This is a genomic window from Sphingomonas lacusdianchii (assembly GCF_022664395.1).
Lineage (GTDB): Bacteria > Pseudomonadota > Alphaproteobacteria > Sphingomonadales > Sphingomonadaceae > Sphingomonas > Sphingomonas lacusdianchii.
Genome location: NZ_JAKRET010000024.1, coordinates 1 through 23,851, shown reverse-complemented (window position 1 = coordinate 23,851; position 23,851 = coordinate 1). Strand labels below are relative to the sequence as shown.

Here is a 23,851-nt window from a genome sequence, read left to right as displayed (position 1 = left end):
ATGAAGAACATCCTGCTGCTGATCCACGGCGATGAAGGACAGGAGGCCCGGTACCAGTCGGCTCTCGACGTTGCGCGCGCGGTGGGCGGGCATCTCACCTGTCTCGACCTGACGATCATCCCCGAGGTGATGGGCGACTATGTGGCGATGGGCGTCGGCGGCCTTCTGCTCGCCGAGGAGCAGGAGAGCGAGACCCTTCACGGTGTCCGGATGCGGGCGCGGCTCGAGCGCGAGGACGTCCCGTTCGACTGGACAGAGACGACCGGCTTTCTGTCGCAGACGATCGAAGCTCGGGCGCGAATGACGGACCTGATCGTGCTCAGCACGGACGAGGACGGCAAGCTTCTCCCGCGCATGCGGGACGTGATCGGCGATCTGCTGGTGCACACCGGCAAACCCGTGCTCGCCGTACCTCCGGCTTCTCGCAAGCTCGATGTGCGGGGTCGCGCGATCGTCGCTTGGGACGGCTCGCCGGACGCGGAGGCGGCGCTGACTGCGGCCATGCCGCTCCTGTCGCTCGCCCGCTGCGTCACGCTCTACTATGCCGACGACAAGTCGATGGACACGCCGATCGAGGATGCGGCCCGCTACCTCTCGCGGCATGGGATCGAACCCGTGATCAAGAGGGAGCCGATCGGCATCGACCGGGTGGACGTCGCGCTCCGGTGCGAAGCCGAAATGGGTCACTATGACCTGGTCGTCATGGGCGCTTATGGCCACGCTCGCACGATGGAGACGATCTTCGGTGGCGCGACGCAGGGCATGCTGAAGCGGTGCCGGGTACCCCTGCTGCTCGTCCACCACCGCTAAAGGATCAGGGAAGGACGAGAACGTCGCGGGCGGCAGTATCTCGCTGTCGCCCGTGACAACCGTCACCGATGCAGCTCCTCGTTGAACTTGCCGCGGCCACCATGCTGGTCGCCATCACGTGCGCGGTTCACCTGATGGGTATCGCCGCGCTGATGCTGCTGCTGCGCCTGCATCGGCGCCGGCGGCCGGCCGATGCGAGGCTGATATGGGAAGGCCTGGCTATCGTGGGCGCGGCGACCGGCCTCTTTGTCCTGCATGGCATAGAGATTTGGCTCTATGCCGGCTTCTATCTGTTCGTCGGAGCGTTGCCCTCTCTTGAAGCGGCCCTCTACTTCTCGACCGCGTCCTACACGACGGTCGGCTATGGCGATGTGGTCCTTGCGCCGGGATGGCGGGTGCTCGGCGCCATCGAAAGTGCGAACGGCATCATCCTGCTGGGCTGGTCAACCGCCTTCTTCGTCGCCATCGTGGGCCGCATCCGCTGGCTGGAATCCGAGATCGAGAACACGCAGTGATCAACGCCGAGACCACCCCCGCCGCGACCGCGGAGGACCTGGCGCTGTTCGTTGCGAGCGTGACCGACCGCGCCCTGTTGCTGGCGGCGCCCGACGGAACGCTGACCTATTGGGGCGAGGGAGCGGAGCGGCTGCTCGGCACGCCGAGGAGCGAAGCGGTCGGGCGCAGTATCGACGCCTTCTGGCCAGCGGCGAGCGGTCGATGGCCACAAGCCGGCGCAAGCATCACTGTTCGGCTGGAAGACTGGTGCAAGCGTGCGGACGGTTCGGAGTTCCTCGCCGATATCACGGTCGCGCCCGTGTTCGACGGCCAGAAGCTCCGCGGCTACGGACTGATGATCGCCGACGTCACGGGGCGGCGCGCGGCCGAGCACATGCTGGCCGAGAGCGAGGCGCATATGCGCTCGGTGCTCGCGACTGTGCCGGACGCCATGGTCGTGATCGACGAGCGGGGGCTGATCCAGTCGTTCAGCGCCGCGGCCGAGCGCCTGTTCGGCTACGGGGAAACAGAGGTCCTCGGCCGCAACGTCAGCCTGCTGATGCCCGGCGACCACCGGGCGCGGCACGATCGCTACATCGGTCATTATCTCGAGACCGGCGAGCGACGGATCATCGGCATCGGCCGCATCGTCGTCGGGCAGCGCAAGGACGGCACCGAGTTCCCGATGGAGCTGTCGGTCGGGGAGGCTCACGGCGCCAACGGCAGGATCTTCACCGGCTTCATCCGCGACCTGTCGGACCAGCAACGCGCCGAGTTGCGGTTGAAGGAGTTGCAGGGCGAGCTGATCCATGTTTCACGGTTGAGCGCGATGGGGACCATGGCCTCGACACTCGCGCACGAGCTGAACCAGCCGCTGACCGCGATCGCCAATTACCTGGAGGCGGCGCGTGACCTGCTGGACGCGGAGGATGCGCCCAGAGAGCTTCTGGCCGAGGCGGTCGGCGAGTCCGCCAACGAGGCGCTCCGCGCCGGCCGCATCGTGCGGCGGCTGCGCGAGTTCGTAGCCCGCGGCGAGACCGAGCGTCGCATTGAGCCTGTACCGTCCCTCATTGAGGATGCGATCCGGCTCGGGCTTACCGGCGCGCGCGAGCGCGGCGTGCGCAGTTTCGTGTCGCTCGACCCGGCGGCCAGTCATGTGCTCGCAGACCGCGTCCAGATCCAGCAGGTGCTCGTCAATCTGCTCCGCAATGCGGTGGAGGCGCTGGGCAACGGCGAGGTCAGCGACATCACGACGTCCACGATCCGCGACGGCGCTCATGTGCGTATCGGGATCACGGACACAGGCCCGGGGTTGGATCCAGCAATCGCACCACGGCTCTTTCAGGCCTTCACGTCGAGCAAGCAGGACGGCATGGGCCTGGGCCTGTCCATCTGCCGGACCATCGTGGAGGCGCATGGCGGACGCATCTGGGCGGAGCCCGGCACGGACAAGGGCGCGGCCTTCTACTTTACGCTACCGGCTGCGTCGGAAGGGGACGAGGTATGAGCGAGCGCCGGCTCGTCCATGTTGTCGATGATGAGGATGCCGTCCGCCGCTCGGTCGGCTTTCTGCTCCGCACCTCGGGCTTCGACGTGCAGAGCCATGCCTCGGGCGTAGCCTTCCTCAAGGAGGTCAAAGCGGCGGAGCCTGGGTGCGTGCTGCTCGACGTCCGCATGCCCGAGATCGACGGGCTTGAGGTCCAGCAGCAGATGGCGCAGCGCGGCGTCGGCTGGCCGGTGGTGATCCTGACCGGACATGGCGACGTGCCTATCGCCGTTCAGGCGATGAAGGCGGGCGCTGTCGACTTTCTGGAAAAGCCGTTCGACAAGGCGTCGCTGCTGCGCGCACTCGCCGCCGGTTTCGCGATCTTCGACCGGCATGATGCGGCCGCTGCCTCGGCGCAGGAGGCTGCCACGCGCATCGCCGCGCTGACGCCCCGCGAGCAGGACGTTCTGCGCGGGCTTGCCGATGGTCTGCCGAATAAAACTATCGCCTTCGATCTCGGCATTTCGCCCAGGACGGTCGAGGTGCACCGGGCCAATCTCATGACCAAGCTCGGTGTTCACAGCTTGTCCGAGGCGCTTCGGCTTGCCTTCGCGGCCGGCCTCGGAGGGGAAGCTCGTACATCTACGTAGAGCGTTGTCGCCATAACGAGGGCAGGGTGGCTCGATGGAACAGAACCCCCGAGCGCTCGCCGTCATCGTTGAGGACGACCAGGCCGTCCGCCGATCGTTACAGCTGCTGCTGCACTGGCGCGGGTATGACGTGCGCGCCTACGGCACGGCGCAGGCGAGCGTTGCGGGCGACGACCTCGCCTCCGTAGGCCTGCTGGTGGCGGACTACCAGCTGCCTGATGGGGATGGGATCGGCGTTCTCCGGGCGCTGCAGCGACGTGGCTGGTGCGGACGAGCCGTTCTGGTCACCGGACACCCCAGCGCCGGGCTGAAGGATGCGGCGCTCGCGAGCGGTTTCAATGCTGTTCTCGAAAAGCCGCTCCGCCGACACGAACTGCTCGGCGCGCTCTCACGCTGAGCGATCGCCCACGCGGCACGGGGTGATTTCGCGGTAGACTGAGGGAAGATACGGATAGGCCACGACCCGGCTTCGGTCGATGGTCCATTCCATGTTGTCTATTGCCTTCCTTCTTATGCTCGCGTCCGTGCCGGAAGCGCCTGCGCTGACCGCCGGCACCGTGGAGCAAGCTGCGGCGCGGCTTCGACCGGGCCAGTATCTCTGGGCCCCGCAGGTTGCACCCAGCGGTCCCATGATCATGGTCGTGAACCTCAGGACGCAGCGAGCGACGGTGTACCGCAACGGCATACCGATCGGCATCACCACGGTGTCGTCCGGTCGGCCCGGGCACGAGACACCGCCGGGCGTCTATACAATCCTGCAGAAGGAAGCGGACCACCGCTCCAACTTGTACAACAACGCGCCCATGCCGTTCATGCAACGCCTGACCTGGGACGGCATCGCGCTGCACGGCGGCGCTCTTCCTGGCTATCCGGCCTCCCACGGCTGCATCCGCCTGCCGGAGGCGTTCGCGCGCTTGCTCTTCGCCGAAAGCCGACTGGGCATGATGGTGGTCGTCACGCGGCTTGATACGATGCCGGTGATGGCGGCTACGGAAGCGGCGCCGCTCCTGCCTGATCGGATCGAGCCTACCCTCTGGAAGGCGGAGAAGAGAGGTGCCGCTGCCCTTTCGGTCGTAGTGAGCACGACTGATCGTGAGGTGCGGGTCATTCGCGACGGAAAGGAGATTGGGGCGGCGCCCGTGACGTTGACGGGCAACGTCACGGGCCCGGTCGCTTACCAGCGGCAGGTCGACGGCCGTTGGCTGCGCCTCGACCTGCCAGGCTCGGGGAGGGCCGTCGTACCCGATCTCGGGCCGGACGTGATCGGGGTCGATCCCGACTTTAGCGCCCGCGTGCTGGATGCAGCGGGTCCGGGGACCACTGTGGTGGTTACTCCAGATCGCCTTCGGCCAGAGCTATCCCTTACGTCAACCTTGATGACGGGGAACGAGTAGACCCCGCAATCAGGCAAACGTGACCGATCGTGGCCGCTCTTGGACCTGAGTGCTCCTGCCAGCGTTGATCGTTGCGGAAAGGAGAATTGAGATGAAAGAGGTCCATGATGAGGCCTCGGCAGCAACCGCGAACAACGGCGTCGTCGACGTGAGCGGTCCGGACGCAGTCAATGTGAGCCTCAAGCCTGCCGCAGCGCTCAAGACAGCGGAGCGGATCAGCAGCGCGGCAGTTGAGGCGCTCCTGGAGCAGACGAGCCAGGCATCGAAGGAACGCCACTAACAAATCAGACTTTCAGGTGGCGAGGCGCTCTAGTGGCGCATGGAGGGACCAGACGAGGCCGGACGGTAGCTCCTGTATCCCGCATTGCCCACCGAGACGACGCGGCGTTGCCACGCTTAGCAAGCGGTCGCTCCAAGCTGAAAGTGGTGCCCTCATCTGCGGTCCGTCGCGATCGGCCCATTGCAGCCATAAGTAAGACGCCTCGACATCGTTGGCGCTCCAGCTGATCTCGACGTAGCCATTCCTGCTGCTCAAGGCCCCGGTCCTGAATGAGTGAACGTGCAGCTCGTGAAGCGCCAGGCCAAGCGTCACCGCGGCGCCAGGACCGACCAGCACTGATGGACCAGTTACCTTGCAGCGCTTGTCACCGACAACGTTCATGAGGCGAGACACAAGGACCTGCAGATCCGTAGAATGCGATTGCGGCTGCAGGAGAAGATCGCCGATGCTGCTCAGCATCGCAGTCCGCGCGGCGAGATCCCGAGCCTTGTCGATCAAGGGTCGATCCTCGTCGAGAACTTGATTTGTTATCGCGGAGACGATCGCAAGGAGGTTGCGCAACTGGTGACGTGCGGTACTCGCGGAGACGTAATCAACGGATTGGGATAGGGCGACAGATGGCAAGCCCAAAGCCGGCGCCACTTGCGCAAGATCACCGCTGATCCGTACCTCGGAGCCGTCAACCAGCGACACAGTGGTCGTGGCCTCGACCCCCCGAACCTGCACGATAGCTTCAGGGTTGATCACGAGACGGGACCCGTCCGAAGCGACCAACTCACGAGAATGAGCATCAACCCTAAAAAGAGCTGAGCCGCTGGCACCGGCGCTCACGTCCTGTGTTAGCACTTGATCGCCGACACGATCGGCTTCGGCATGGTCCAGCGCTTCCGCCAGCTTGCAGGCAAACAGGCTTGATCCGTTTCCGTTATCGTCCAAAACATTCAGCGCTTGACGCGCCAGTGCAATTGACGTGAGTTCCGTCTCTCGATTGTTCATGCGGCTTAGCCCAGGACCACGCCAGCAGTGCGCTGTTCGCTCAAATTGGTGCTACCGCACAAGCATGTAGCGTGCAATCTGATGGGAACGGCGTCGCGATCTGTTCACTCATTGGCGCGCTCAGAGAAAACCTCATTTTACATAAGATATATTATCGGACTGGCGGATTGTAGGCACCAAATACAAATGACACGAATCTGCTAGATAGAAACGGCACCGCCGGTGCTGTCAGTGGTTCGCCGGTGTCATAGCCTTCCTCGGCAACGAGGACGCGCATAGTATGACGGTGCTGACGATGAGTGCTGCAGAGATCACCCGGTTCGACACGCTGATGCGGCTCGACCGCGGGGAAATCCGGATTGCGGACGCGATAAAGCTGCTGGGCCTCCAGCGGCGGCAAATCTACCGGCTGCTCGGCCGCCTCCGACAGGAAGGCGCTGCGGGCCTCGTGTCGCGCAAGCGCGGGCGGCCGAGCAACCGGCGCTACAGTGATGCCTTCCGCGCCGAGGTGGTCGCGCTGGTGCGAGAACACTATGCCGACTTCGGGCCGACGCTCGCGCGCGAGTACCTTGCCGAGCGCCACGGCCTCGGCTTGTCGTGCGAGACGCTGCGGCAGATCATGATGGAAGCCGGGCTTTGGAAGGACCGCGCCGCCAGGCGCCCTCGCCCCTACCAGCCCCGCTACCGGCGCGACTGTCGCGGCGAACTGGTCCAGGTCGATGGTTCGAAACACTGGTGGTTCGAGGGCCGCGGCCCGCAATGTACGCTGCTGGTGTTCATCGACGACGCCACGAGCGAGTTGATGCACCTCGAGATGGTCGAGAGCGAGAGCACTTTCTCCTACATGCGCGCGACGCGGACTTACCTCGAGCGGCACGGCAAGCCGGTCGCCTTCTACACGGACAAGCACAGCGCCTTCCGCAACAACACGGCCTCGGCGAACGGCGACGGGATGACCCATCTCGGGCGGGCGCTGGACCGGCTGAACATCGACCTGATCTGCGCGAACTCGCCGCAGGCTAAGGGCCGCGTGGAGCGCGCCAATGCGACGTTGCAGGACCGCCTCGTCAAGGCGATGCGGCTCAACCGCATCGACACCATCGAACAAGCCAACGCCTTCCTCCCCTCCTATATGGCGCAGCACAATCAGCGGTTCGCCAGGGCGCCCTTCGACCCGCGCGATCTGCACCGGCCATTGGCCATTCACGAGAACCTTGAGGCGGAGATGGTCTGGCGCGAGCAGCGCACCGTCACCGGTGCCCTTACCCTGCACTACAACAAGGCGATGTTCATCCTGGAGCCGACCCCGGTCGCGCAGGGGTTGGCGCGCAAAAAAGTGGACGTATGCGAGTACCCGGACGGTCGCCTCGAGATCCAGCACGATGGTGAGGCCCTGCCCTACCGCGTCTTCGACAAGATGCGCCGCGTGAACCAGGCGCCGGTGGTCGACAACAAGCATCTCGACGCCGCCTTGACGCTCGCCCACGCCATTCAGCAGGTCCAGCCGCACCACGCGAAGCGCAACAACAACGAACCGGCGCGCACCGCGCAGCCGGTTGGCGTGTTCAAGGCTCTCGCACCGGTGTCGCCCGGGCCGAAGCTGGATCGTCGCAAACTGGGCAATCAGCGCCTGAAGCGAGGCCCTCGCCTCTCGAACGACGAACTCATTGCGCGCGGCCTCGGCGAGTATGTCCGCAAACAGACGGGATAAGCGGATGACGTGCCTGGCAGCGTATCAAAAACGATCGGATTTCGAGAATAGCTTGCCGGAGGTAACTCGCCGGACCGGCCTAGAGCGTCGTCACCGCTAGGTGTTTGATCCCACGGTTTGATGGTGCGATCCTTTCGTTGGAATGGAAGGAAGCCGTATGGGACAGGTACGTCACGGGAGCGCCACGACCACGCACGCTGTCCGAGCAGCAATACAGCGATCGCAAGCTTCGCTCGCGACGCTGAGCCGTGAGCTGGGGATCAACCCCAAGACGGTGGCGAAGTGGCGTAAGAGGGCGACGGTCGAGGATCTGAAGACCGGGCCGAAGGCCCCTCATTCAACGACCCTGACCGAGGCGGAGGAGGCAATGGTGGTGGCGTTCCGTCGCCACACACTGCTGCCGCTCGACGACTGCCTCTACGCATTGCAGCCGTCGCTACCGCACCTGACCCGGTCAGCGCTGCACCGTTGCCTTCAGCGGCACGGCATCTCACGGCTACCGGATGTCGAGGGCGACAAGCCCAAGCGTCAGCGCTTCAAGCGTTATCCGATTGGTTTCTTCCACATCGATATCGCCGAGGTGCAGACTGCCGAAGGCAAGCTCTATCTGTTCGTTGGCATAGACCGCACCAGCAAGTTCGCAGTCCCAGCTGGTCGACAAGGCCGATAGGCGCACAGCATGGGAGTTCCTCGAACACCTGCTGAAGGCCGTGCCGTACCGGATACACACGATCCTGACCGATAATGGCATTCAGTTCGCCGAGCAGCCGCGCAACCGGAACACCGCCTGGTCGCGCCAGATGCGCTTCGACATGATCTGCGAGGCAAACGACATCGAACACCGGCTCACCAAGCCGAACCACCCGTGGACGAACGGTCAGGTCGAACGGATGAACCGCACCATCAAGGAGGCGACGGTCAAACGCTTCCACTACGAGAGCCACGACCAGCTGCGGACGCACCTCGCCGACTTCATGGCCGCCTACAACTTTGCCCGCCGGCTCAAGACGCTCAGCGGCCTCACACCCTACGAATACATGGCCAAGATCTGGACTTCAGAGCCAGACCGGTTCAACGTCGACCCGATCCACCAGATGCCGGGACTGAACACCTACGGTGGAGTTGGCGTTACGTGCGAAGGCGATGATAGGTCGCATCACGCACCCAAGCCTGCCCATTGACCGTTAGGCACGGATGCAAAGCCTATCACCTGATCCGTACATCCTTATCCTGACCGGTGCTGGCCTTCTGATTGCGTTGGTCGCTTGGCTACCGCTTGCGCTCAAGCGTCTACCGCTTTCATTGCCAATTGTGTGTATCGGCATTGGTGCGGCGATATTCCTACTACCGCAGGTGACGCTACGCCCACTGCCCTATCGCTACCCGGAAATAACCGAACGCTTCGCAGAGTTCGTCGTCATCATCGCGTTGATGGGGGCGGGCTTGAAGATCGATCGCGTCTTCGGTTGGCGCCGCTGGTCCATTACCTGGCGATTGTTGGCAATAACAATGCCGCTGGGCATTGTTGCTATTGCTGCGTTGGGCGTGAAAGTGCTTGGCCTACCGTTAGCCGTCGCCCTGCTGATCGCTGCCAGCCTGGCTCCAACCGACCCCGTACTCGCTGCAGACGTGCAAGTTGGTCCTCCCAAGACCGGCGACGAAGACGAGGTACGTTTCGGCCTTACCTCCGAAGCTGGGCTGAATGACGGTGCTGCATTTCCGTTCGTTCATTTAGCGGTGCTGCTGGCTGTTGCCCTTCCTGTGGGCAAGCCATGGGTAGTCGAATGGCTAACGTACCGGGTGCTGTGGGAGATCGCAGGCGGCATAGTAGGTGGGTGGCTTGTCGGTCGTGCGTTCGGGTGGCTGACCTTTCACATCCCTGCCGAAACGAAGCTGGCGCGAACCGGCGATGGACTGATCGCAATATCAGCGACGCTTGTCTCGTACGGCCTGACCGAAATCGTTCATGTCTATGGCTTCCTTGCCGTGTTCGTGACCGCACTGACGTTTCGCAGCGCGCACCGCGATCACGAGTTTCAAGACGAAATGCATGCCATCACCGAGCAGATTGAGCGGCTCGCGATGATGGTCCTGCTCATTCTGTTCGGCGGAGCACTGGTAAGCGGACTGCTCACGCCGATAATCTGGGTCGACGTCGTGGTCGCGCTCGTCGTTCTGCTTGTCATACGTCCCGTCACCGGTTGGATTGGCCTACTTGGCTGGGCAGGTGATCGTGATGAGAAGCTGACCTTGTCTTTTTTCGGTATCCGCGGCGTGGGCTCGATCTACTACCTAGCCTACGGTATCAACCATATGCCGGTCGCTAATGCCGAGCGTCTATGGGCAATCGTCGGTCTCATCATCCTTCTCTCCATCCTGCTGCATGGCCTGACAGTGACACCGATCATGCGTTCGCTTGACGAACGCCGGGGTGTCGATCCGGAGGCGAAGGGAGTACCGCCGCCCGGGCTTCAAGGGCCAGCGCACTAGGCCACGTGGACGAATTTAAGCAGGTAGCGGGTGGCAGCGATCTGGATCATGCTGAGGAAGCTTTCGGCGAGTTGGTCGTATCGGGTGGCGACCGCGCGATTGATCTTGAGATGACCAAACATGCGCTCGATACGATTGCGTTCCTTGTAGAGAGTGCGGTCGTGGATGATCGGCTTCTTACGGTTGGATCGTCCCGGGATGACGGCGTCGACCCCGCGGCCACGTAGATCGTCACGGATGGCGTCGGCGTCGTACCCCTTGTCACCCAGCAGCGCGGCCGGCTCGATTTCGGGCAGTGCGATCAGCGTGTCGTACGCCTTGCAGTCGGCGGCCTGCCCACCTGTCAGATGGAAGGCGAGTGGTCGCCCACCGGCATCGGCGATGCAGTGAATCTTACAGCCGAACCCGCCCCGCGAGCGGCTAAGAGCCTGTCGATGAGTCCCCCTTTTATCCCCGCTGCCGAAACGTGAGCGCGGATGGTGGTACTATCGATGCTGTAGTGGCCGGTGTCCGCCATCATCTCGGCCAAGGTGATCGACACGATCTCCCAGGTGCCGGCCTCGCTCCAGCGCCGGAACCGCCGGTAGATCGTGTTCCACTTGCCGTACTTCTCCGGCACGTCGCGCCACGGAGCACCGCAACGCAGCCGCCACAAAATGCCGTTCAAAACTGAACGGTTCTTGGTCGGACGCCGTCCGCGACCACGCATCGATGGCTCGATCGGCAACAGATCCTTCAAGACCCGCCACCCTGCTTCGCTCAGATCGCCCCGGCTCAATCACGCCTCCAAAAGGAGGCCTTGAATCAACCGCCCGATCCAGCGTCAACCAATTCGTCCACGCCGCCTAGGGGGCTAAAAGCCCAGCTTCGGCATTCGAGATTGCGCGCCGTACCTGATCGAGGTGCAGTGCGGCCACCACGTCGCCTTTGGCAAGCTGGTCGTTCAGTTTGCTCTCGACGAGACGGAGCGCTCTCCCCTCATGCTCAGCAATCAAGCGACGAGCCTCATCCTGAGCAGCAGGATGGTAGACGATAGGAAAAGCCACTGATCGTTCGCGTCGGACAAGAGTCATGCCCGCGTAAATGCCGCGCCGGCCCGACAGGTCCTTTACATTCGATCGTAATGCATGCGGACGGGGCCAAGCGGTGCTGGTTAGCGGCGAACGGCGCCCTTTCCCGAACGTTCGCTGGCAGGATCGATCGAAGCTCCACGACTGGTCTTTATCGCTATGACTCCTATGACGTGCTCCCCAAAGCTCTACCAGTCATAACTGGAGTCCGGGGTTGGTATGGTGCCCCTCGGGGCGGTGTTGCACAACCCGCCTGGCAGCATCGGCGGGCGTCAGCCCGCCAACACCGCTGTGCGGGCGCACATGGTTGTAGTCGTCGCGCCAGAGCCGCAGCACCGAGCGGGCATGGCCGAGCGACACGAACAGCGTCTCGTTGAGGCATTCGTCACGTAGGCGGCCGATGAAGCTCTCGACGTAGCCGTTCTGCTGCGGCTTGCCTGGCGCGATGTAGTGCCACTCGATTGGTCGCTCCTGCGTCCATCTCAGGATCGCCAGGCTGGTCAGTTCGGTGCCGTAGCACATTGGGAAGCGCTGGTTCGGGAGCCGCTATGGCCCTGATGAAGACAAGGCCGCGTAGCGGCCGCAGGCTTCATCAGGGCAAGCCATGGCCGGACAGCAGGTATCTAAAGTGAGGTTGTCGAGACAACACTTTGGAGACTGACCGACCATGACCAAGCTCACCCCTACGCCTGCCGGCGCCGTGCTGGTAGCTATCGATATGTCCAAGAGCCGGCAGGAGGTTCTCATCGAGCGACCGGAAGGCGGCCGGCGCCGGCGGATGACCGTCATGGCGACCAGACAGGACTATGACGGCTTTGCCGAGCAACTCGCTGCCATCGGGCGCCGTATCATCGTTGGGTTCGAGGCGACGGGTAATTACCATCGTACGCTGGCACATCGGCTGCTGACGGCAGGGTTCGAGCTGCGCCTCATCTCGTCGGTCGCGCTCGCAAGAACGCGCGAGGCGCTGCACAATGGCTGGGACAAGAACGACCCCAAGGACGCGCAGGTCATCCTGCACATGCTGCGGATCGGTGCGACGCAGCGCTACGTCGATCCTCTCGCCGCGGGCATCAATGACCTGCAGGAGCTCTCGAAGACTCACGAGACGATCTCCAGGATGAAGACGCAGACCTGGCACCGGATCCTGACCCACTACCTGCCGCTGTACTTCCCCGAGATCGCCCGCTTCGCAGGCAACAGCCGATCCGACTGGTTCCTCGCGCTCATCGAGCGGTTCCCCACTCCTGCCAGCATCACCGCGCTCGACGCTGGGGCATTCTCGGCAGCTGCCTGGCCTCTCATTGGCCGCAAGGTTTCCAAGGCCCGTCTTATCAATGACATATACGAAACGGCCTGCGCTTCGGTGGCTCTGCCGGTCCCGGAGGAGTCGGCAGCAATTACTATGTTCCGCATGGTCATCGCGCAGGGACGCAGCCTCATCCAACAGCGTGACGAGATAGAGCGGCTTGCCCATGACAGGCTGGCCGAACATGTCGATTATTAACTGCTGCGCAACATTCCGGGCATTGGTCCGATCAACGCGCTGACCATCCTGGCCGAGGCCGGTGATCTGCGTCGCTTCAACCATCATCGACAGTTCCTGAAGTTCTGCGGTCTCGATCTCGCAACGTGTCAGTCGGGCACGTTTCGTGGCCGCACCAAGCTGTCCAAGTACGGCAACGCGCGTCTGCGCCGCACCTTCTGGATGGCTGCCCAGGTTGCCGCGCGTCAGCGCGACAACAGCTTCCGCGATAAGCTCGGACGGTACACCGCCGGGCACGCGGACGATGCCGACCGTCGCCGCAAGGCGATGACGGCGCTCACCGCCAAGATGGCGCGTGTGGCTCACGCCGTCGTCAAGACGGGGACAGAGTACCGGCCGTTCCTCGAACGGTCGGATGCCAGGTGGAAGGACCCCTCTCTGCAAGTGCCGTGAGGGCGCTCGTCGAGCGACCCTGTAGATAATGTTCGGGCCTTCCACCTGGGTGCGTATCTCGTTTTAAGGATGGTGAGGACCACGGCCGCCCCGGCGCCGCTGGATCCTATGTTTGCTATGGCAGAGAGCGATCCCGTTGACGGTGGAAGCCATCTGGCTCAGATTGCATGCTGCGCCGATGGTTGTCGGCGCATGGATATCTGCTGGCCCAAACCCGCCGTTGCTTCCCGACATAGGACGTTGTCCGTCAGGATCGTGTGGATGCGATACGGCACGGCTTTCAGCAGGTATTCCAGGAACTCCCATGCTGTCCGTCGATCAGCCTTGTCGACCAGCTTCGTGACGGCGAACTTGCTGGTGCGGTCAATGCCGACGAACAGGTAGAGCTTGCCTTCGGCAGTCTGCACCTCAGCAATGTCGATGTGGAAGAAGCCGATGGGGTAGCGCTTGAAGGGTTGCCGCTTTGGCTTGTCGCCTTCGATGTCCGGCAGGCGGGAGATGCCGTGTCGCTGAAGGCACCGATGCAGCGCTGAGCGCGTCAGATGGGGGAGCGACGGCTGCAACGCGTAAAGGCAGTCGTCGAGCGGCAGCAGTGTGTGGCGTCGGAACGCCACAACCATCGCTTCCTCCGCCTCGGACAGGGTGGTGGAATGAGGGGCCTTCGGCCCGGTCTTCAGATCCTCGACCGTCGCCCGCTTCCGCCACTTCGCGACTGTCTTGGGGTTGATCCCCAGCTCGCGGCTCCGTACCCGCGGCCATTTTCCCGGTGACGATGCCGCGATGAAGCTGCTATATCTCGTGCTCAATCACGCGGCGGACGAATGGAAGCGCCCACCGCGCGAATGGGGTGAGGCCAAAAGTCAGTTCGCCGTAATCTTCGGTGAGCGCTTCGTCATCTAATGACGGTAACCGGCCTCTCGCACAAAATTCCTGACAGCCCCCGGCACGCCGGCGATCTTCAACAGCGATCAGGGCTCGCAGTTCACGAGCACCGCGTTCACTGGTAAGCGTCCGGTGAAGGCGTTACATCAGGTGGGACGGTAGTTCCACGGCAGGAGTTCGTCGACCCGGCGGGCCGGATGGTCGGCGATGCGGCTGATGGTGTCGGCGAGCCAAGCCTCGGGGTCGACGCCGTTGAGCCTGGCGGTTTCCACGAGGCTGTAGATGCTGGCGGCGCGGTGCCCGCCCTGGTCGGAGCCGGCGAACAGCCAGTTCTTGCGACCTACGGCAATACCGCGCAGCGAGCGCTCGGCGGCATTGTTGTCGATCTCGAGGCGGCCGTCGTCGGCATAGCGGGTCAGCCCCGTCCAGCGGGTGAGCGCATAGCGGATGGCGACCGCGAGGTCTGAGCGCCGGGACAGCTTTGGTCCGGTCGCGTCGAGCCACTGGCGGAACGCATCGAGCAACGGTCCGGCCCTGGCCTGGCGCGCCTGCCGTCGCTTGTCCGGGGGCCGTCCACGCACATCCCGTTCGACGGCATAGAGCCCGGCGATATGGTCCAGCGCCTCGCGGGCGGTGGTGGAGCCGGTTGCGGCATGGACGTCGAAAAACTTGCGCCTGACGTGCGCCCAGCAGGCCACCTCTGCGATGCGCTCGCCATAGAGCCGGTCGAACCCGGCATAGCCATCGGCATGCAGATCGCCTCGGAACTGGGCAAGATGCCCGGCGGGGCGTTCGCCCTTGCGGTCGGGCGCGTAGCGGAACAGCACGGCGGGCGGGGCCTCGCCACCAGCCCCGCGCTCGTCGCGCACATAGGTCCACAGCCGGCCTGTCCTGGTGCGACCGGCGCCGGGGGCCAGAACCGGCACGGGCGTGTCGTCGGCGTGGAGGGTAGAGCCACCCATGACGTGGCGCTCGAGCGCGTCGACCAGCGGGTCGAGGAGCGCGGCCGAGCGCCCGACCCAGTCGGCGAGGGTGGAGCGGGCAAGGTCGACGCCCTGGCGCGCGTAGATGCCCGACTGGCGATAGAGCGGCAGATGATCGGCATATTTGGACACCAGCACATGCGCGAGCAGCCCCGCGCCGGGTCTGCCCCGCTCGATAGGCATGGACGGCAACGGCGCCTGCACGATGCGCTCGCATGACCGGCAGCTCAGCCGTGGCCGGACATGGCGCACGACGCGGAACGCGGCGGGCACATAGTCGAGCTGCTCCGTGACGTCCTCGCCCATGCGCCGCATGGCACCACCGCAATCGGGGCAGACGCACGGTGCCTCATGTATGACGTCCGTGCGGGGCAGATGGTCAGGCAGCGGTTGGCGGCAGGGCTTGGCCACATCCCGCGTCCGGGTAACGGTCGGCGTCGCCGTGGCCGCCGCTTCCGCCTCGCGTTCCTCCAACCCGAGTTCCAGCTGGTCAGCCTGGTGCGTCAGTTTTTCTGAGGAGCGGCCGAAGGCCATCCGCCGCAGCCGCGCGACCTGCATCCGCAACTGCTCCAGCTCGGCGCCGGCAGCAATGAGCATGGCCTTCAGGAGGGCGATATCGTCGGGCAGCGAGGCGGCATCGGGCGACACGCCTGCTTATACCAGAACACCCGTGCCGACACACGTAAAAGCCGCAGGAAACCGTGCTTTTTACCAGGCCAGGGTCGGCTGCGAGGACCGGATCGGATGCCGCCAGTCCACCCCCTCGAGCAGCATCGACAACTGCGCCGGGGTCAGCACTGCCACACCGTCCGCGGTCGCTGGCCAGGTGAACCGGCCACGCTCCAGACGCTTGGCGTGGAGGACGAGGCCCTGACCGTCCCACCACAGCAGCTTGACCAGGTCACCACGCCTGCCCCGGAAGGCGTATACCGCACCGCCAAAGGGGTCCTGGCGTAGCCGCTGCTGCACCAGTGCGGCCAGCCCGTCGAAGCCTTTGCGCATGTCCGTGACCCCGGCCGCCAGATACACCCGGACGCCGCTTGGCGGCCCGATCAAGCAAACCCGGCCAGCACGGCCTTCAGCACCCGTGCGTCGATGGGAGGTGCCAGGCGGATACGCTGCCCGGCGGGGCCGACCACCTCTACCACACCCGGTCCGAGCGGTTCCGGCTGCGGTGCCATGGGCACGTTCGCCACCTCGACCGGCACGAACGCCGGACCCGGCAATGGCAACGCTTGGCTCGCCACCCCGTCGCGTAGCAGCGTGCGTCGCCAGCGGTACACCAGCGACGTGCACACCCGGTGACGCCGCGCCACGTCCACCACGCTTGCCCCCGGCATCATCGCCTCCGACACGATCCGTGCCTTGTCAGCGTCACTGAACCGTCGCCGCGGCTCTGCCCCGACCATCTCGATAATTCGCGTCGCCATGATGCCGCACCGGTGCCTGCCACAGTGCCGCACCTGTGGCTTGCCAAACACTCCGCCTGCAAGGCGGGGAAGACCGGACGCTTACGTTCACTGCCGTTCTCCCGCGCGAGAAGATCGCCATCAGCATGGACGGAAAAGACTGCTGGCGCGACAATGTGTTCGTGGAGCGCCTATGGCTCTCGGTGAAATACGAGGAGGTGTACCTCAACCCCTAGCTGCTAACCACTGATCATAGACATGCCAACGGCGGACACCCAATCTCGCGATTGAACCGAAATGCAACGCTATTGAAGCGTCAGATACCCACTCTAGGAGCCATCGATGCACTGATCAATTGTGGCGCTGGTGACCGCCACTGAGCTGCTCATGGACGCCCAGAAGAGCCGTACGGGCGAACTCCAAGGCCGCTGGCCGACCATGGTCCCGCTCCCAGCAGATGATTGCTGCTCTGATCAGCGCCACACCACCATCCTGCCCTAGAAGCTGCTGCGCGATGTCCGCCAATGTCAGGCTTCGACTGGCGATCAGTTCGTCACGTTCGAGCTCTTGCTCCGACGGGGCAGCGAAGCTTCCAACTATCGTACGCGGTGACGCCATGCATGCACGTTAAGGCATTAGAACGAGATGTAAATCGTACCATCGTATGACGCGCCGCCGCCGTCGGCACCGGCCGCGCTCGCGGTGCCTCCCTCGCGCGTTGTAAGCCTTATTGAGCAGATACGCCCACTCCGCCAAACCGCGCCGGTAGCAAACATTGCCCCGCACGTTGTGACTTAATCGGCTCGCCTGCCGCCACGGTCCAATTCGCCGCAAACCCCCATTAATGCCGTGCGCGCGAGTATCGAAGCGGCTTCCTTACCATATTGGCGATCCCAACAAAGTAGTGCGGCTTGAATGCAACCAGCGCCCGCGTCGGAACCCAGCAATTCCTCCGCAACGTCCGCTACAATCTTGCTCCGATCTTCAATACGGCGTTGCCGTTCGGCCTCTCGGTATTCCACAGACACGTTGCATAAGCCTTTTCAGATTGGACTCTGCTAATGCCGACAAAGTATCGACTCAACCGCATCTTGCTGTAGCGCCATTGTGCAGTTGTGCTACGGCTCCCAGATTGGGACGATCCGCTATATCACGAGGCGGACACACGCTCCGCCATCTCGCTTCCAACCCCGAATAAATCCATCAATTCAAAATTACTGCGTGCGCCTTGATACCCTCACGATACCCGCATACGCCGCTCGGCAGCGGTTTGCTGTGTTGGTTGCAATCCGACCCCAAGCCGCCAACCGTTCCAAGCCCATCTACCGATCTCTTATAAGGTGTACGAAATACGGGTGTTTCGGACGGTTACGAAAGTGCCCTTTAGCGCTGACATACCGTGCCACTAGCTCTGACGTTTACAAGTCAGCCGCGTTCGCCCCGCTAGCATACCGAGGCGTCCGCTTCGTCACGATCATGCCCGAAAGCACCCAATGAACGCATGTCAGCTTCCCCTGGATGACACCCTTTCACCTTGCGGAAACCGTTCGTCGCGGGAACAATTCGTATCGACTCATAGAATTTGGCAGTCGGTAGGCGATGCGGCATGCCTCGAAAGCATGGAACAGCAGATTATTCACGCCTGCGGCCACGAGCAGGCTCATGTCATTTACGGCTTCGACTCTCAGATCGCGCGTAAGGCACGTTGGTTACGGTCAACAAAATGCCGCGCCTGTTTCGTCGCAGACAAAAAAGCCGAACAGGTCGACGCTGCGGCACGTGACAGTGCGATAATCGCACATCTTGATCTGACGCCACTGACTGGAAGCGAGCGGCAGGTGGCCTGGGCAGAAAATATTCGTATTAGCCGCATGGCGTCGCTGGCCGCGACCTCGCACACAACCACCGAGGCCGACTGCAACCTTTGCCTGCGCATCTACGACGCGAAGTGGTGGATCGATCACCGGGATCTGCCAAACGAAGAGTTTCTCGTTCAGGCAACCAGCCACCTGCAAATTGCTGGCATTCCAGCAGATGGGCAGCGATCTGCAGCGGCATGATCAGGACCCCAGCGCGTACCTACTCAATAGCACGAACCTGCCGACATACGCCTGAACTCCAGTGCAGCGCGCCGGTCGGCTCAGACCCGATGGTAGAGTAGGCGTGGATCATCGAGCATGCTGGCTGTTGTCGGACTGATCCAGTCGGCCCCATGTTCGGGGTAGGGTCTGTAGAACAGGTCGCCAAGTGCCCGACGGAAATGGGCATTCATCCACCGGCGTCGCCGATGCTCGGGGGCATCGTGGATCAGGTAGCATCGTTGGCAAAGCGCAGCCAGCTTTTCGAAGCGACTGTCGCTTGGATCAGGATGGAGATGGGCGCACGCCAGAACCACCGATGTCCACTTGCCCACGTGAAGAATATCGTTGGTCGGTCGACGAACTCGCCTGCCCTGCCCGTTCCGCCAATACCGGCGTTCCGCGTCCCACCACTGTCAGAGGTGGCTCGGTTTGTCTGAACAGGCTCGCGGCTGTGTTTCGGCGTGCAAGTGGTGCCCACCTGACTCGGTGATCGGCGCCTAATCGGGGACCACCCCCGGGTCATCTATTGTCGCCTGCGATTGAGGCAGGCGACGAGGCGGAGGATGACGACGGTGGAGACGATTGGACGGATCAGGCGTGCGTATTTCGTGCAGCGTCAGTCGGTGCGGGAGATCGCGCGGCGGCTGCATGTTTCGAGGAAGACGGTCAGGAAGGCGATCGAGACCGAGGACGGCAAGTTCAGCTACGATCGCACGGTTCAGCCGATGCCCAAGCTGGGTGCCCACGTGGCCGAGCTTGAGCGGTTACTGGCGGAGAACGAACGCAAGCCGCGGCGCGAGCGACTGACGCTGATCCGCCTGTTCGAGACGCTGCGGGCGCAAGGATACGAGGGCGGCTATGATACCGTTCGCCGCCATGCCCGCCGCTGGCAGCGCGAGGAAGTGGGCCGCACGGCGACCGCGTTCGTGCCGCTGAGCTTTGAGCCGGGCGAGGCTTACCAGTTCGACTGGAGCCATGAGGTCGTGGTGCTGGCCGGCGTGACGACGACGGTGAAGGTCGCGCATATGCGGCTGTGCCATAGCCGGATGTTCTTCGTGCGTGCCTACCCCCGCGAGACGCAGGAGATGGTGTTCGACGCCCATGCACGGGCGTTCGCCTTCTTCGGCGGCGTCTGCACGCGCGGGATTTACGACAACATGACCACAGCGGTTGATGCGGTGTTCCTGGGCAAGGAACGCAAGTTCAACCGCCGCTTCCTGCAGATGTGCAACCATTACCTGGTCGAGCCGACCGCGTGCACGCCGGCAGCGGGATGGGAGAAGGGGCAGGTTGAGAACCAGGTCGGCGTGGTGCGCGAACGCTTCTTCACGCCCCGGCTGCGCTTCGCCAGCTACGACGAGCTGAACGTCTGGCTGCTCGACCGTTGCCTGGAACACGCCAGCGCCCATCGGCATCCCGAGCTTCGTGATCGTACCATCGCTGACGTGTTCGAGGACGAGAAGCCCGCGTTGATGCGGATGCCGACGACGCCGTTCGACGGCTTCCATGCTGTCGCGGCCTCGGTATCCAAGACGCTGCTCGTGCGGTTCGACTACAACAAGTACTCGGTGGCGGCGCGCGCTCTGGGGCATCCCGTTGAGGTCCACGGCTATGCCGATCGCATCGTCATCCGCCAAGGCGACGATATCGTCGCCGAACACGATCGCCGCTTCGGTCGCGAGCAGACCGTCTATGATCCCCGGCACTACGTGCCGGTTCTGGCGAAGAAGCCGGGTGCGCTGAGGAACGGGGCGCCGTTCAAGCAACTGGCCCTGCCGCCAGCACTGGAGCGCCTTCGTGGCAAGCTGAAGGGCAGCGACGATGGCGATCGGCAGATGGTCAAGATCCTGACAGCGGCCACGGTCGACGGCCTCGATGCGCTGGAAGCGGCCGCCGCCGAAGCGTTGGCCCAGGGGGTCACCAGCGCCGATGTCGTGCTCAATATCCTGGCCCGGTCCCGATCGGCGCCGATGGAGCCCAGCATCGCCACACCTGAGCATCTGCAGCTCAAGATCGAGCCTGCCGCCGATGCCGGCCGCTACGATCAGCTGCTGCCCGTGCGGAGGGCAGCATGATGATGGAGCGCCACGAGATCATCGGTTTGATGGCCGAGTTGAAGCTGGCCGGCATGCGACACGCCTATGACGAGGTCATTGCCGACGCCCTCAAGCGCCAGCATCCCGTACAGCACGTGGTTGGCGACCTGCTGAAGGCAGAGGTCGCCGAGAAGCACGCCCGTTCCATCAAGTACCAGATGACCGCGTCCAAGCTGCCACTTGCCCGCGAGCTCGATGGCTTCGAGTTTACCGGCACGCCGATCAACGAAGGGCTGGTCCGTGATCTTGCCAGCGGCACCTTCCTTGCCAGCCAGCGCAACGTCGTGCTGGTCGGCGGCACGGGATCGGGAAAGACCCACCTCAGCATCGCTATCGCCCGCAACTGCATCCGCAGCGGCGCTCGCGTGCGGTTCTACAACACCACCGACCTGGTGAACCTGCTCGAACTGGAGACCCACCAGGGCCGGGCCGGCAAGCTCGCCGAACATCTCTCCCGGCTCGATCTGCTGATCCTCGACGAACTGGGTTATCTGCCGTTCGCGCGCACCGGCGGCCAGTTGCTGTTCCACCTCGTCAGCAGGCTGTACGAGCGCACCTCGATCATCGTCACCACCAACCTCGCCTTCGGCGAATGGCCCACCGTCTTCGGCGACGCCAAGATGACCACCGCTCTGCTCGACCGGCTCACGCACCATTGCGACATCATCGAGACCGGCAACGACAGCTGGCGCTTCAAGAACCGAAGCTGACCCCGGCAAACCGGAAAAGAAGGCGATTTACGCCGTGGCGTGACGCCTCCGGGCTACGCCCTCCGCCATCCCGCCACGGCATAAGCGCGCATCAAACCCTGGTCCCCTATTGCACGCCGATCCCGGTCCCCGTTTGCGCGCCGATTGACAGCGCAGGGTTACTATTTTGCCCGTCCGATGGAGGAAGAAGCGCTGCGGCTATGGCTCGTTGCCTCTCCGCAAGAATCATCCGTTGCAGCCTGACTGACACCTAGATCTGCCGACATACTTGGTTGCAAGCTGATCGACACCGCCGCTGAACATAATCCACAGCGGCGGCGGCGATCGGCATCGATAAGCGTCCTGTTCCCGGTTGTTCCGCTAATCAGCCGTGCGGCCGCATGACAACCTTGATTACACCTTCCTGCTTGTCACGGAACTTGGCGTACATCTCGGGCGCGTCCTCAAGACTGGCCGGATGCGTAATCACAAAGCTGGGATCGATCTCGCCCGCGACGATCTTATCCAGTAGCGGCTTGGTGTAACGTTGCACGTGGGTCTGCCCAAGCTTGATCGTCAGCCCTTTGTTCATTGCTGCGCCGAGCGGCAGCTTATCGCCCATGCCGACATACACGCCGGGCACGGACACCGTGCCGCCCTTGCGGCAACTTATAATCGCCTGCCGCAACACGTGGACGCGATCCGTTGCGAGCATAATGCTTGCCTTCACCTTGTCCATGACCGCGTCCGCCGCCCCGTGCGCGGCCGCCTCGCAGCCGACAGCATCAATGCAGCTGTCGGGGCCCCGGCCCTTGGTTCGCGCCTGCAGCTCGTCATAGACATCGGTTTCGGCGAAGTTAATTGTCTCAGCGCCACCGGCCTCCGCCATGGCGAGTCGCTCGGGCACCTCGTCGATCGCGATCACGCGGCCGGCGCCCATCATCAGCGCGGAGCGGATGGCGAACTGGCCGACCGGACCGCAGCCCCAGATCGCGACGGTGTCGCCATGCTCGATCTGCGCATTCTCGGCGGCCATGTAGCCGGTCGGGAAGATATCTGATAGGAAGAGAGCCTGCTCATCGGTAACGTTGTCGGGAATCTTGATTGGACCGACATCCGCCATCGGCACGCGGAGATACTCCGCCTGGCCGCCGCAGTAGCCGCCCAGCATGTGGCTGAAGCCGAACAGCCCGGCGGGCGAATGGCCCATCGCTTTGGCGGCCATCTCGGCGTTCGGATTGGTCCGATCGCAGGCCGCAAACAGACCCTTCTTGCAGAACCAGCAATCGCCGCAGCTGATCGTGAACGGCACGACGACACGGTCGCCGATCTTGAGGTTGGTTACCTCGGACCCGAGCGCCACGACCTCGCCCATGTTCTCGTGGCCGAGGATATCGCCGGCTTCCATGGTGGGCTGGTAGCCATCCAGCAGGTGAAGGTCCGACCCGCAGATCGCGCAGGCGGTTATTTTGATGATCGCATCGCGCGGGTGCTTGATCTCGGGATCCGCAACGGTGTCGACGCGGACATCGCCTTTACCGTGCCAGCATAGTGCGCGCATGTCGTTTCCTCATCTGAGTGGATGTCCCTGTCGTCAGGGCCATGTCTATGACGCTCAACGCCTTGAGCCGCGGCATGGGTCCCCGTCCATTTGATTCGTTTACATCAACGAGCGGCCGTAAAACGGCCGTACGGCCAGCGGGTTGAACGCAGACGGCATGCCCGGCTTGAAAGCCAGCAAGATAATGAAGTGGGTCGCCCAGGCCGTGCAGCCGGCCGACACGATGGTGACAGGTTCCCACAGGCTGCGCGTCTTCCGCCCTGAGCGTACGGCATGGTCGGCCAGGGCAAAGGACGCATAGATACCGCAGAGGCAAACCAGGCCCGCGAGCAGCACCAACCACGGATCGTGGTCGTGCCAGACGCAGTCGAAAACCTGTACGACCTGGGAGTACATCATGCTCGGCTAACGGCAAGGCGTTAAGACATCCTCAACCGGTCCATATCGGCTTTCCCTGGCTGTGATCCAGGACCAAGGAAGCCGCAGTCGGGTTCTGCGCAGCCATGAACACTTACGTTGCCGAGCCCGCGCCTGTCGTCCGAACCGGCGACCATGCTCGACTGACATAACTTGATTTCGCTCCTCCGGGTCGGTTCCCAGTCGCTACAAAGATTTATGCCTCGCACCGCCGTGGCGCTGGTGGCATTAAGGGCATGATCGGAGGATTACGTCCATGGCACGCAAGAGCATCAAAAGCGCGGTGAAACTCAAGGGCGAGACGGCCAAGAAGGCACCGCCGCTGCCGGCGGGTGCCGACCAGCCGACGAACTATGCCGAGCAGCAGGGCCATGGCGGCGAAACCCGCCAGACGACTTCGGACGCGGCACTT

General features: G+C 63.4%; 18 protein-coding genes and 6 pseudogenes. 15 read left to right on the top strand and 9 right to left on the bottom strand.

Going from position 1 to position 23,851, the window contains the following annotated elements; genetic code table 11:
- The 7 genes from MF607_RS20280 (at nt 1) to MF607_RS20250 (ending at nt 5,115) form a co-directional block, all read left to right on the top strand.
- Nucleotides 1-810, top strand: coding sequence for a universal stress protein (locus tag MF607_RS20280; RefSeq protein WP_037447218.1), 810 nt, complete (start codon nt 1-3; stop codon nt 808-810).
- 68 nt (nt 811-878) lie between these two features.
- Entirely contained in the window at nt 879-1,325 is a 447-nt protein-coding gene (locus MF607_RS20275; protein ID WP_037447215.1) for an ion channel, read from the top strand.
- Nucleotides 1,322-2,812: a PAS domain-containing sensor histidine kinase gene (locus MF607_RS20270; protein ID WP_234703088.1), complete on the top strand. Its 1,491-nt coding sequence runs from the start codon at nt 1,322-1,324 to the stop codon at nt 2,810-2,812. Before MF607_RS20275 ends, MF607_RS20270 begins: the two co-directional genes overlap by 4 nt.
- On the top strand, nt 2,809-3,441 hold the full coding sequence (locus tag MF607_RS20265) for a response regulator transcription factor (RefSeq protein WP_037447212.1): 633 nt from the start codon (nt 2,809-2,811) through the stop codon (nt 3,439-3,441). Before MF607_RS20270 ends, MF607_RS20265 begins: the two co-directional genes overlap by 4 nt.
- A gap of 34 nt (nt 3,442-3,475) precedes the next feature.
- Complete coding sequence (locus tag MF607_RS20260) at nt 3,476-3,838, top strand: response regulator (protein WP_037447209.1); 363 nt, start codon at nt 3,476-3,478, stop codon at nt 3,836-3,838.
- A gap of 91 nt (nt 3,839-3,929) precedes the next feature.
- On the top strand, nt 3,930-4,835 hold the full coding sequence (locus MF607_RS20255) for a L,D-transpeptidase family protein (RefSeq protein ID WP_242121958.1): 906 nt from the start codon (nt 3,930-3,932) through the stop codon (nt 4,833-4,835).
- 91 nt (nt 4,836-4,926) lie between these two features.
- Nucleotides 4,927-5,115 carry a hypothetical protein gene (locus MF607_RS20250; RefSeq protein WP_037447206.1) on the top strand — a complete coding sequence of 63 codons (189 nt, stop codon included), beginning with the start codon at nt 4,927-4,929 and terminating at the stop codon, nt 5,113-5,115.
- Between the two features lie 12 nt (nt 5,116-5,127).
- Here the strand turns inward: MF607_RS20250 and MF607_RS20245 are convergent, their stop codons facing one another.
- Nucleotides 5,128-6,111, bottom strand: a complete 984-nt coding sequence (locus tag MF607_RS20245; protein WP_037447203.1) for an HWE histidine kinase domain-containing protein — start codon at nt 6,109-6,111, stop codon at nt 5,128-5,130.
- Nucleotides 6,112-6,391: 280 nt separating this feature from the next.
- On the opposite strand from MF607_RS20245, the gene MF607_RS20240 reads away from it, so the two are divergent.
- From MF607_RS20240 to MF607_RS20230, 3 genes and pseudogenes are all read left to right on the top strand, one after another.
- Nucleotides 6,392-7,822, top strand: a complete 1,431-nt coding sequence (locus MF607_RS20240; protein ID WP_242121957.1) for an ISNCY family transposase — start codon at nt 6,392-6,394, stop codon at nt 7,820-7,822.
- A 157-nt stretch (nt 7,823-7,979) separates the two neighbouring features.
- A pseudogene (locus MF607_RS20235) lies at nt 7,980-9,003 on the top strand (IS481 family transposase).
- Nucleotides 9,004-9,016: 13 nt separating this feature from the next.
- Nucleotides 9,017-10,312, top strand: coding sequence for a cation:proton antiporter (locus MF607_RS20230; RefSeq protein ID WP_242121956.1), 1,296 nt, complete (start codon nt 9,017-9,019; stop codon nt 10,310-10,312).
- Here the strand turns inward: MF607_RS20230 and MF607_RS20225 are convergent.
- Together MF607_RS20225 and MF607_RS20220 are read right to left on the bottom strand one after the other, a co-directional pair.
- A pseudogene (locus MF607_RS20225) lies at nt 10,309-11,039 on the bottom strand (IS5 family transposase). The gene MF607_RS20230 and the pseudogene MF607_RS20225 sit on opposite strands and share 4 nt — an antisense overlap.
- Nucleotides 11,040-11,577: 538 nt before the next feature.
- Nucleotides 11,578-11,895, bottom strand: a pseudogene (locus MF607_RS20220) (integrase core domain-containing protein); the annotation flags it as partial.
- A 154-nt stretch (nt 11,896-12,049) separates the two neighbouring features.
- Here MF607_RS20220 and MF607_RS20215 point away from each other — a divergent pair.
- Nucleotides 12,050-13,346, top strand: a pseudogene (locus MF607_RS20215) (IS110 family RNA-guided transposase).
- A gap of 214 nt (nt 13,347-13,560) precedes the next feature.
- On the opposite strand, the pseudogene MF607_RS20210 reads toward MF607_RS20215, so the two are convergent.
- A pseudogene (locus tag MF607_RS20210) lies at nt 13,561-14,064 on the bottom strand (transposase family protein); the annotation flags it as partial.
- On the opposite strand from MF607_RS20210, the pseudogene MF607_RS20205 reads away from it, so the two are divergent.
- Nucleotides 14,063-14,221 (top strand): annotated as a pseudogene (locus MF607_RS20205) (transposase); the annotation flags it as partial. The pseudogenes MF607_RS20210 and MF607_RS20205 overlap by 2 nt on opposite strands.
- Before the next feature lie 128 nt (nt 14,222-14,349).
- Here MF607_RS20205 and tnpC read toward each other — a convergent pair.
- From tnpC to tnpA, 3 genes are all read right to left on the bottom strand, one after another.
- Entirely contained in the window at nt 14,350-15,783 is a 1,434-nt protein-coding gene (gene tnpC, locus MF607_RS20200; protein WP_242121960.1) for an IS66 family transposase, read from the bottom strand.
- 111 nt (nt 15,784-15,894) lie between these two features.
- Nucleotides 15,895-16,242, bottom strand: a complete 348-nt coding sequence (gene tnpB / locus MF607_RS20195; RefSeq protein ID WP_126053555.1) for an IS66 family insertion sequence element accessory protein TnpB — start codon at nt 16,240-16,242, stop codon at nt 15,895-15,897.
- Nucleotides 16,239-16,616 carry an IS66-like element accessory protein TnpA gene (gene tnpA / locus MF607_RS20190; protein WP_242121954.1) on the bottom strand — a complete coding sequence of 126 codons (378 nt, stop codon included), beginning with the start codon at nt 16,614-16,616 and terminating at the stop codon, nt 16,239-16,241. Before tnpA ends, tnpB begins: the two co-directional genes overlap by 4 nt.
- A 1,598-nt stretch (nt 16,617-18,214) precedes the next feature.
- Between tnpA and MF607_RS20185 the strand changes: the two genes are divergently transcribed.
- The 3 genes from MF607_RS20185 (at nt 18,215) to istB (ending at nt 21,482) form a co-directional block, all read left to right on the top strand.
- On the top strand, nt 18,215-18,655 hold the full coding sequence (locus MF607_RS20185; protein WP_242121953.1) for a hypothetical protein: 441 nt from the start codon (nt 18,215-18,217) through the stop codon (nt 18,653-18,655).
- A gap of 584 nt (nt 18,656-19,239) precedes the next feature.
- On the top strand, nt 19,240-20,751 hold the full coding sequence (gene istA, locus MF607_RS20180) for an IS21 family transposase (protein ID WP_242121952.1): 1,512 nt from the start codon (nt 19,240-19,242) through the stop codon (nt 20,749-20,751).
- Nucleotides 20,751-21,482 (top strand): IS21-like element helper ATPase IstB, encoded by a 732-nt coding sequence (gene istB, locus MF607_RS20175; protein WP_277926021.1) that lies wholly within the window; start codon nt 20,751-20,753, stop codon nt 21,480-21,482. The genes istA and istB overlap by 1 nt, the downstream gene beginning before the upstream one ends.
- A gap of 364 nt (nt 21,483-21,846) precedes the next feature.
- Here the strand turns inward: istB and MF607_RS20170 are convergent, their stop codons facing one another.
- Together MF607_RS20170 and MF607_RS20165 are read right to left on the bottom strand one after the other, a co-directional pair.
- A complete protein-coding gene (locus MF607_RS20170) occupies nt 21,847-23,022 on the bottom strand; it encodes a zinc-dependent alcohol dehydrogenase (RefSeq protein ID WP_242121951.1) in 1,176 nt (391 codons plus the stop codon).
- 99 nt (nt 23,023-23,121) lie between these two features.
- Entirely contained in the window at nt 23,122-23,421 is a 300-nt protein-coding gene (locus MF607_RS20165) for a diguanylate cyclase (RefSeq protein ID WP_231902888.1), read from the bottom strand.
- Nucleotides 23,422-23,851: the final 430 nt, after the last annotated feature.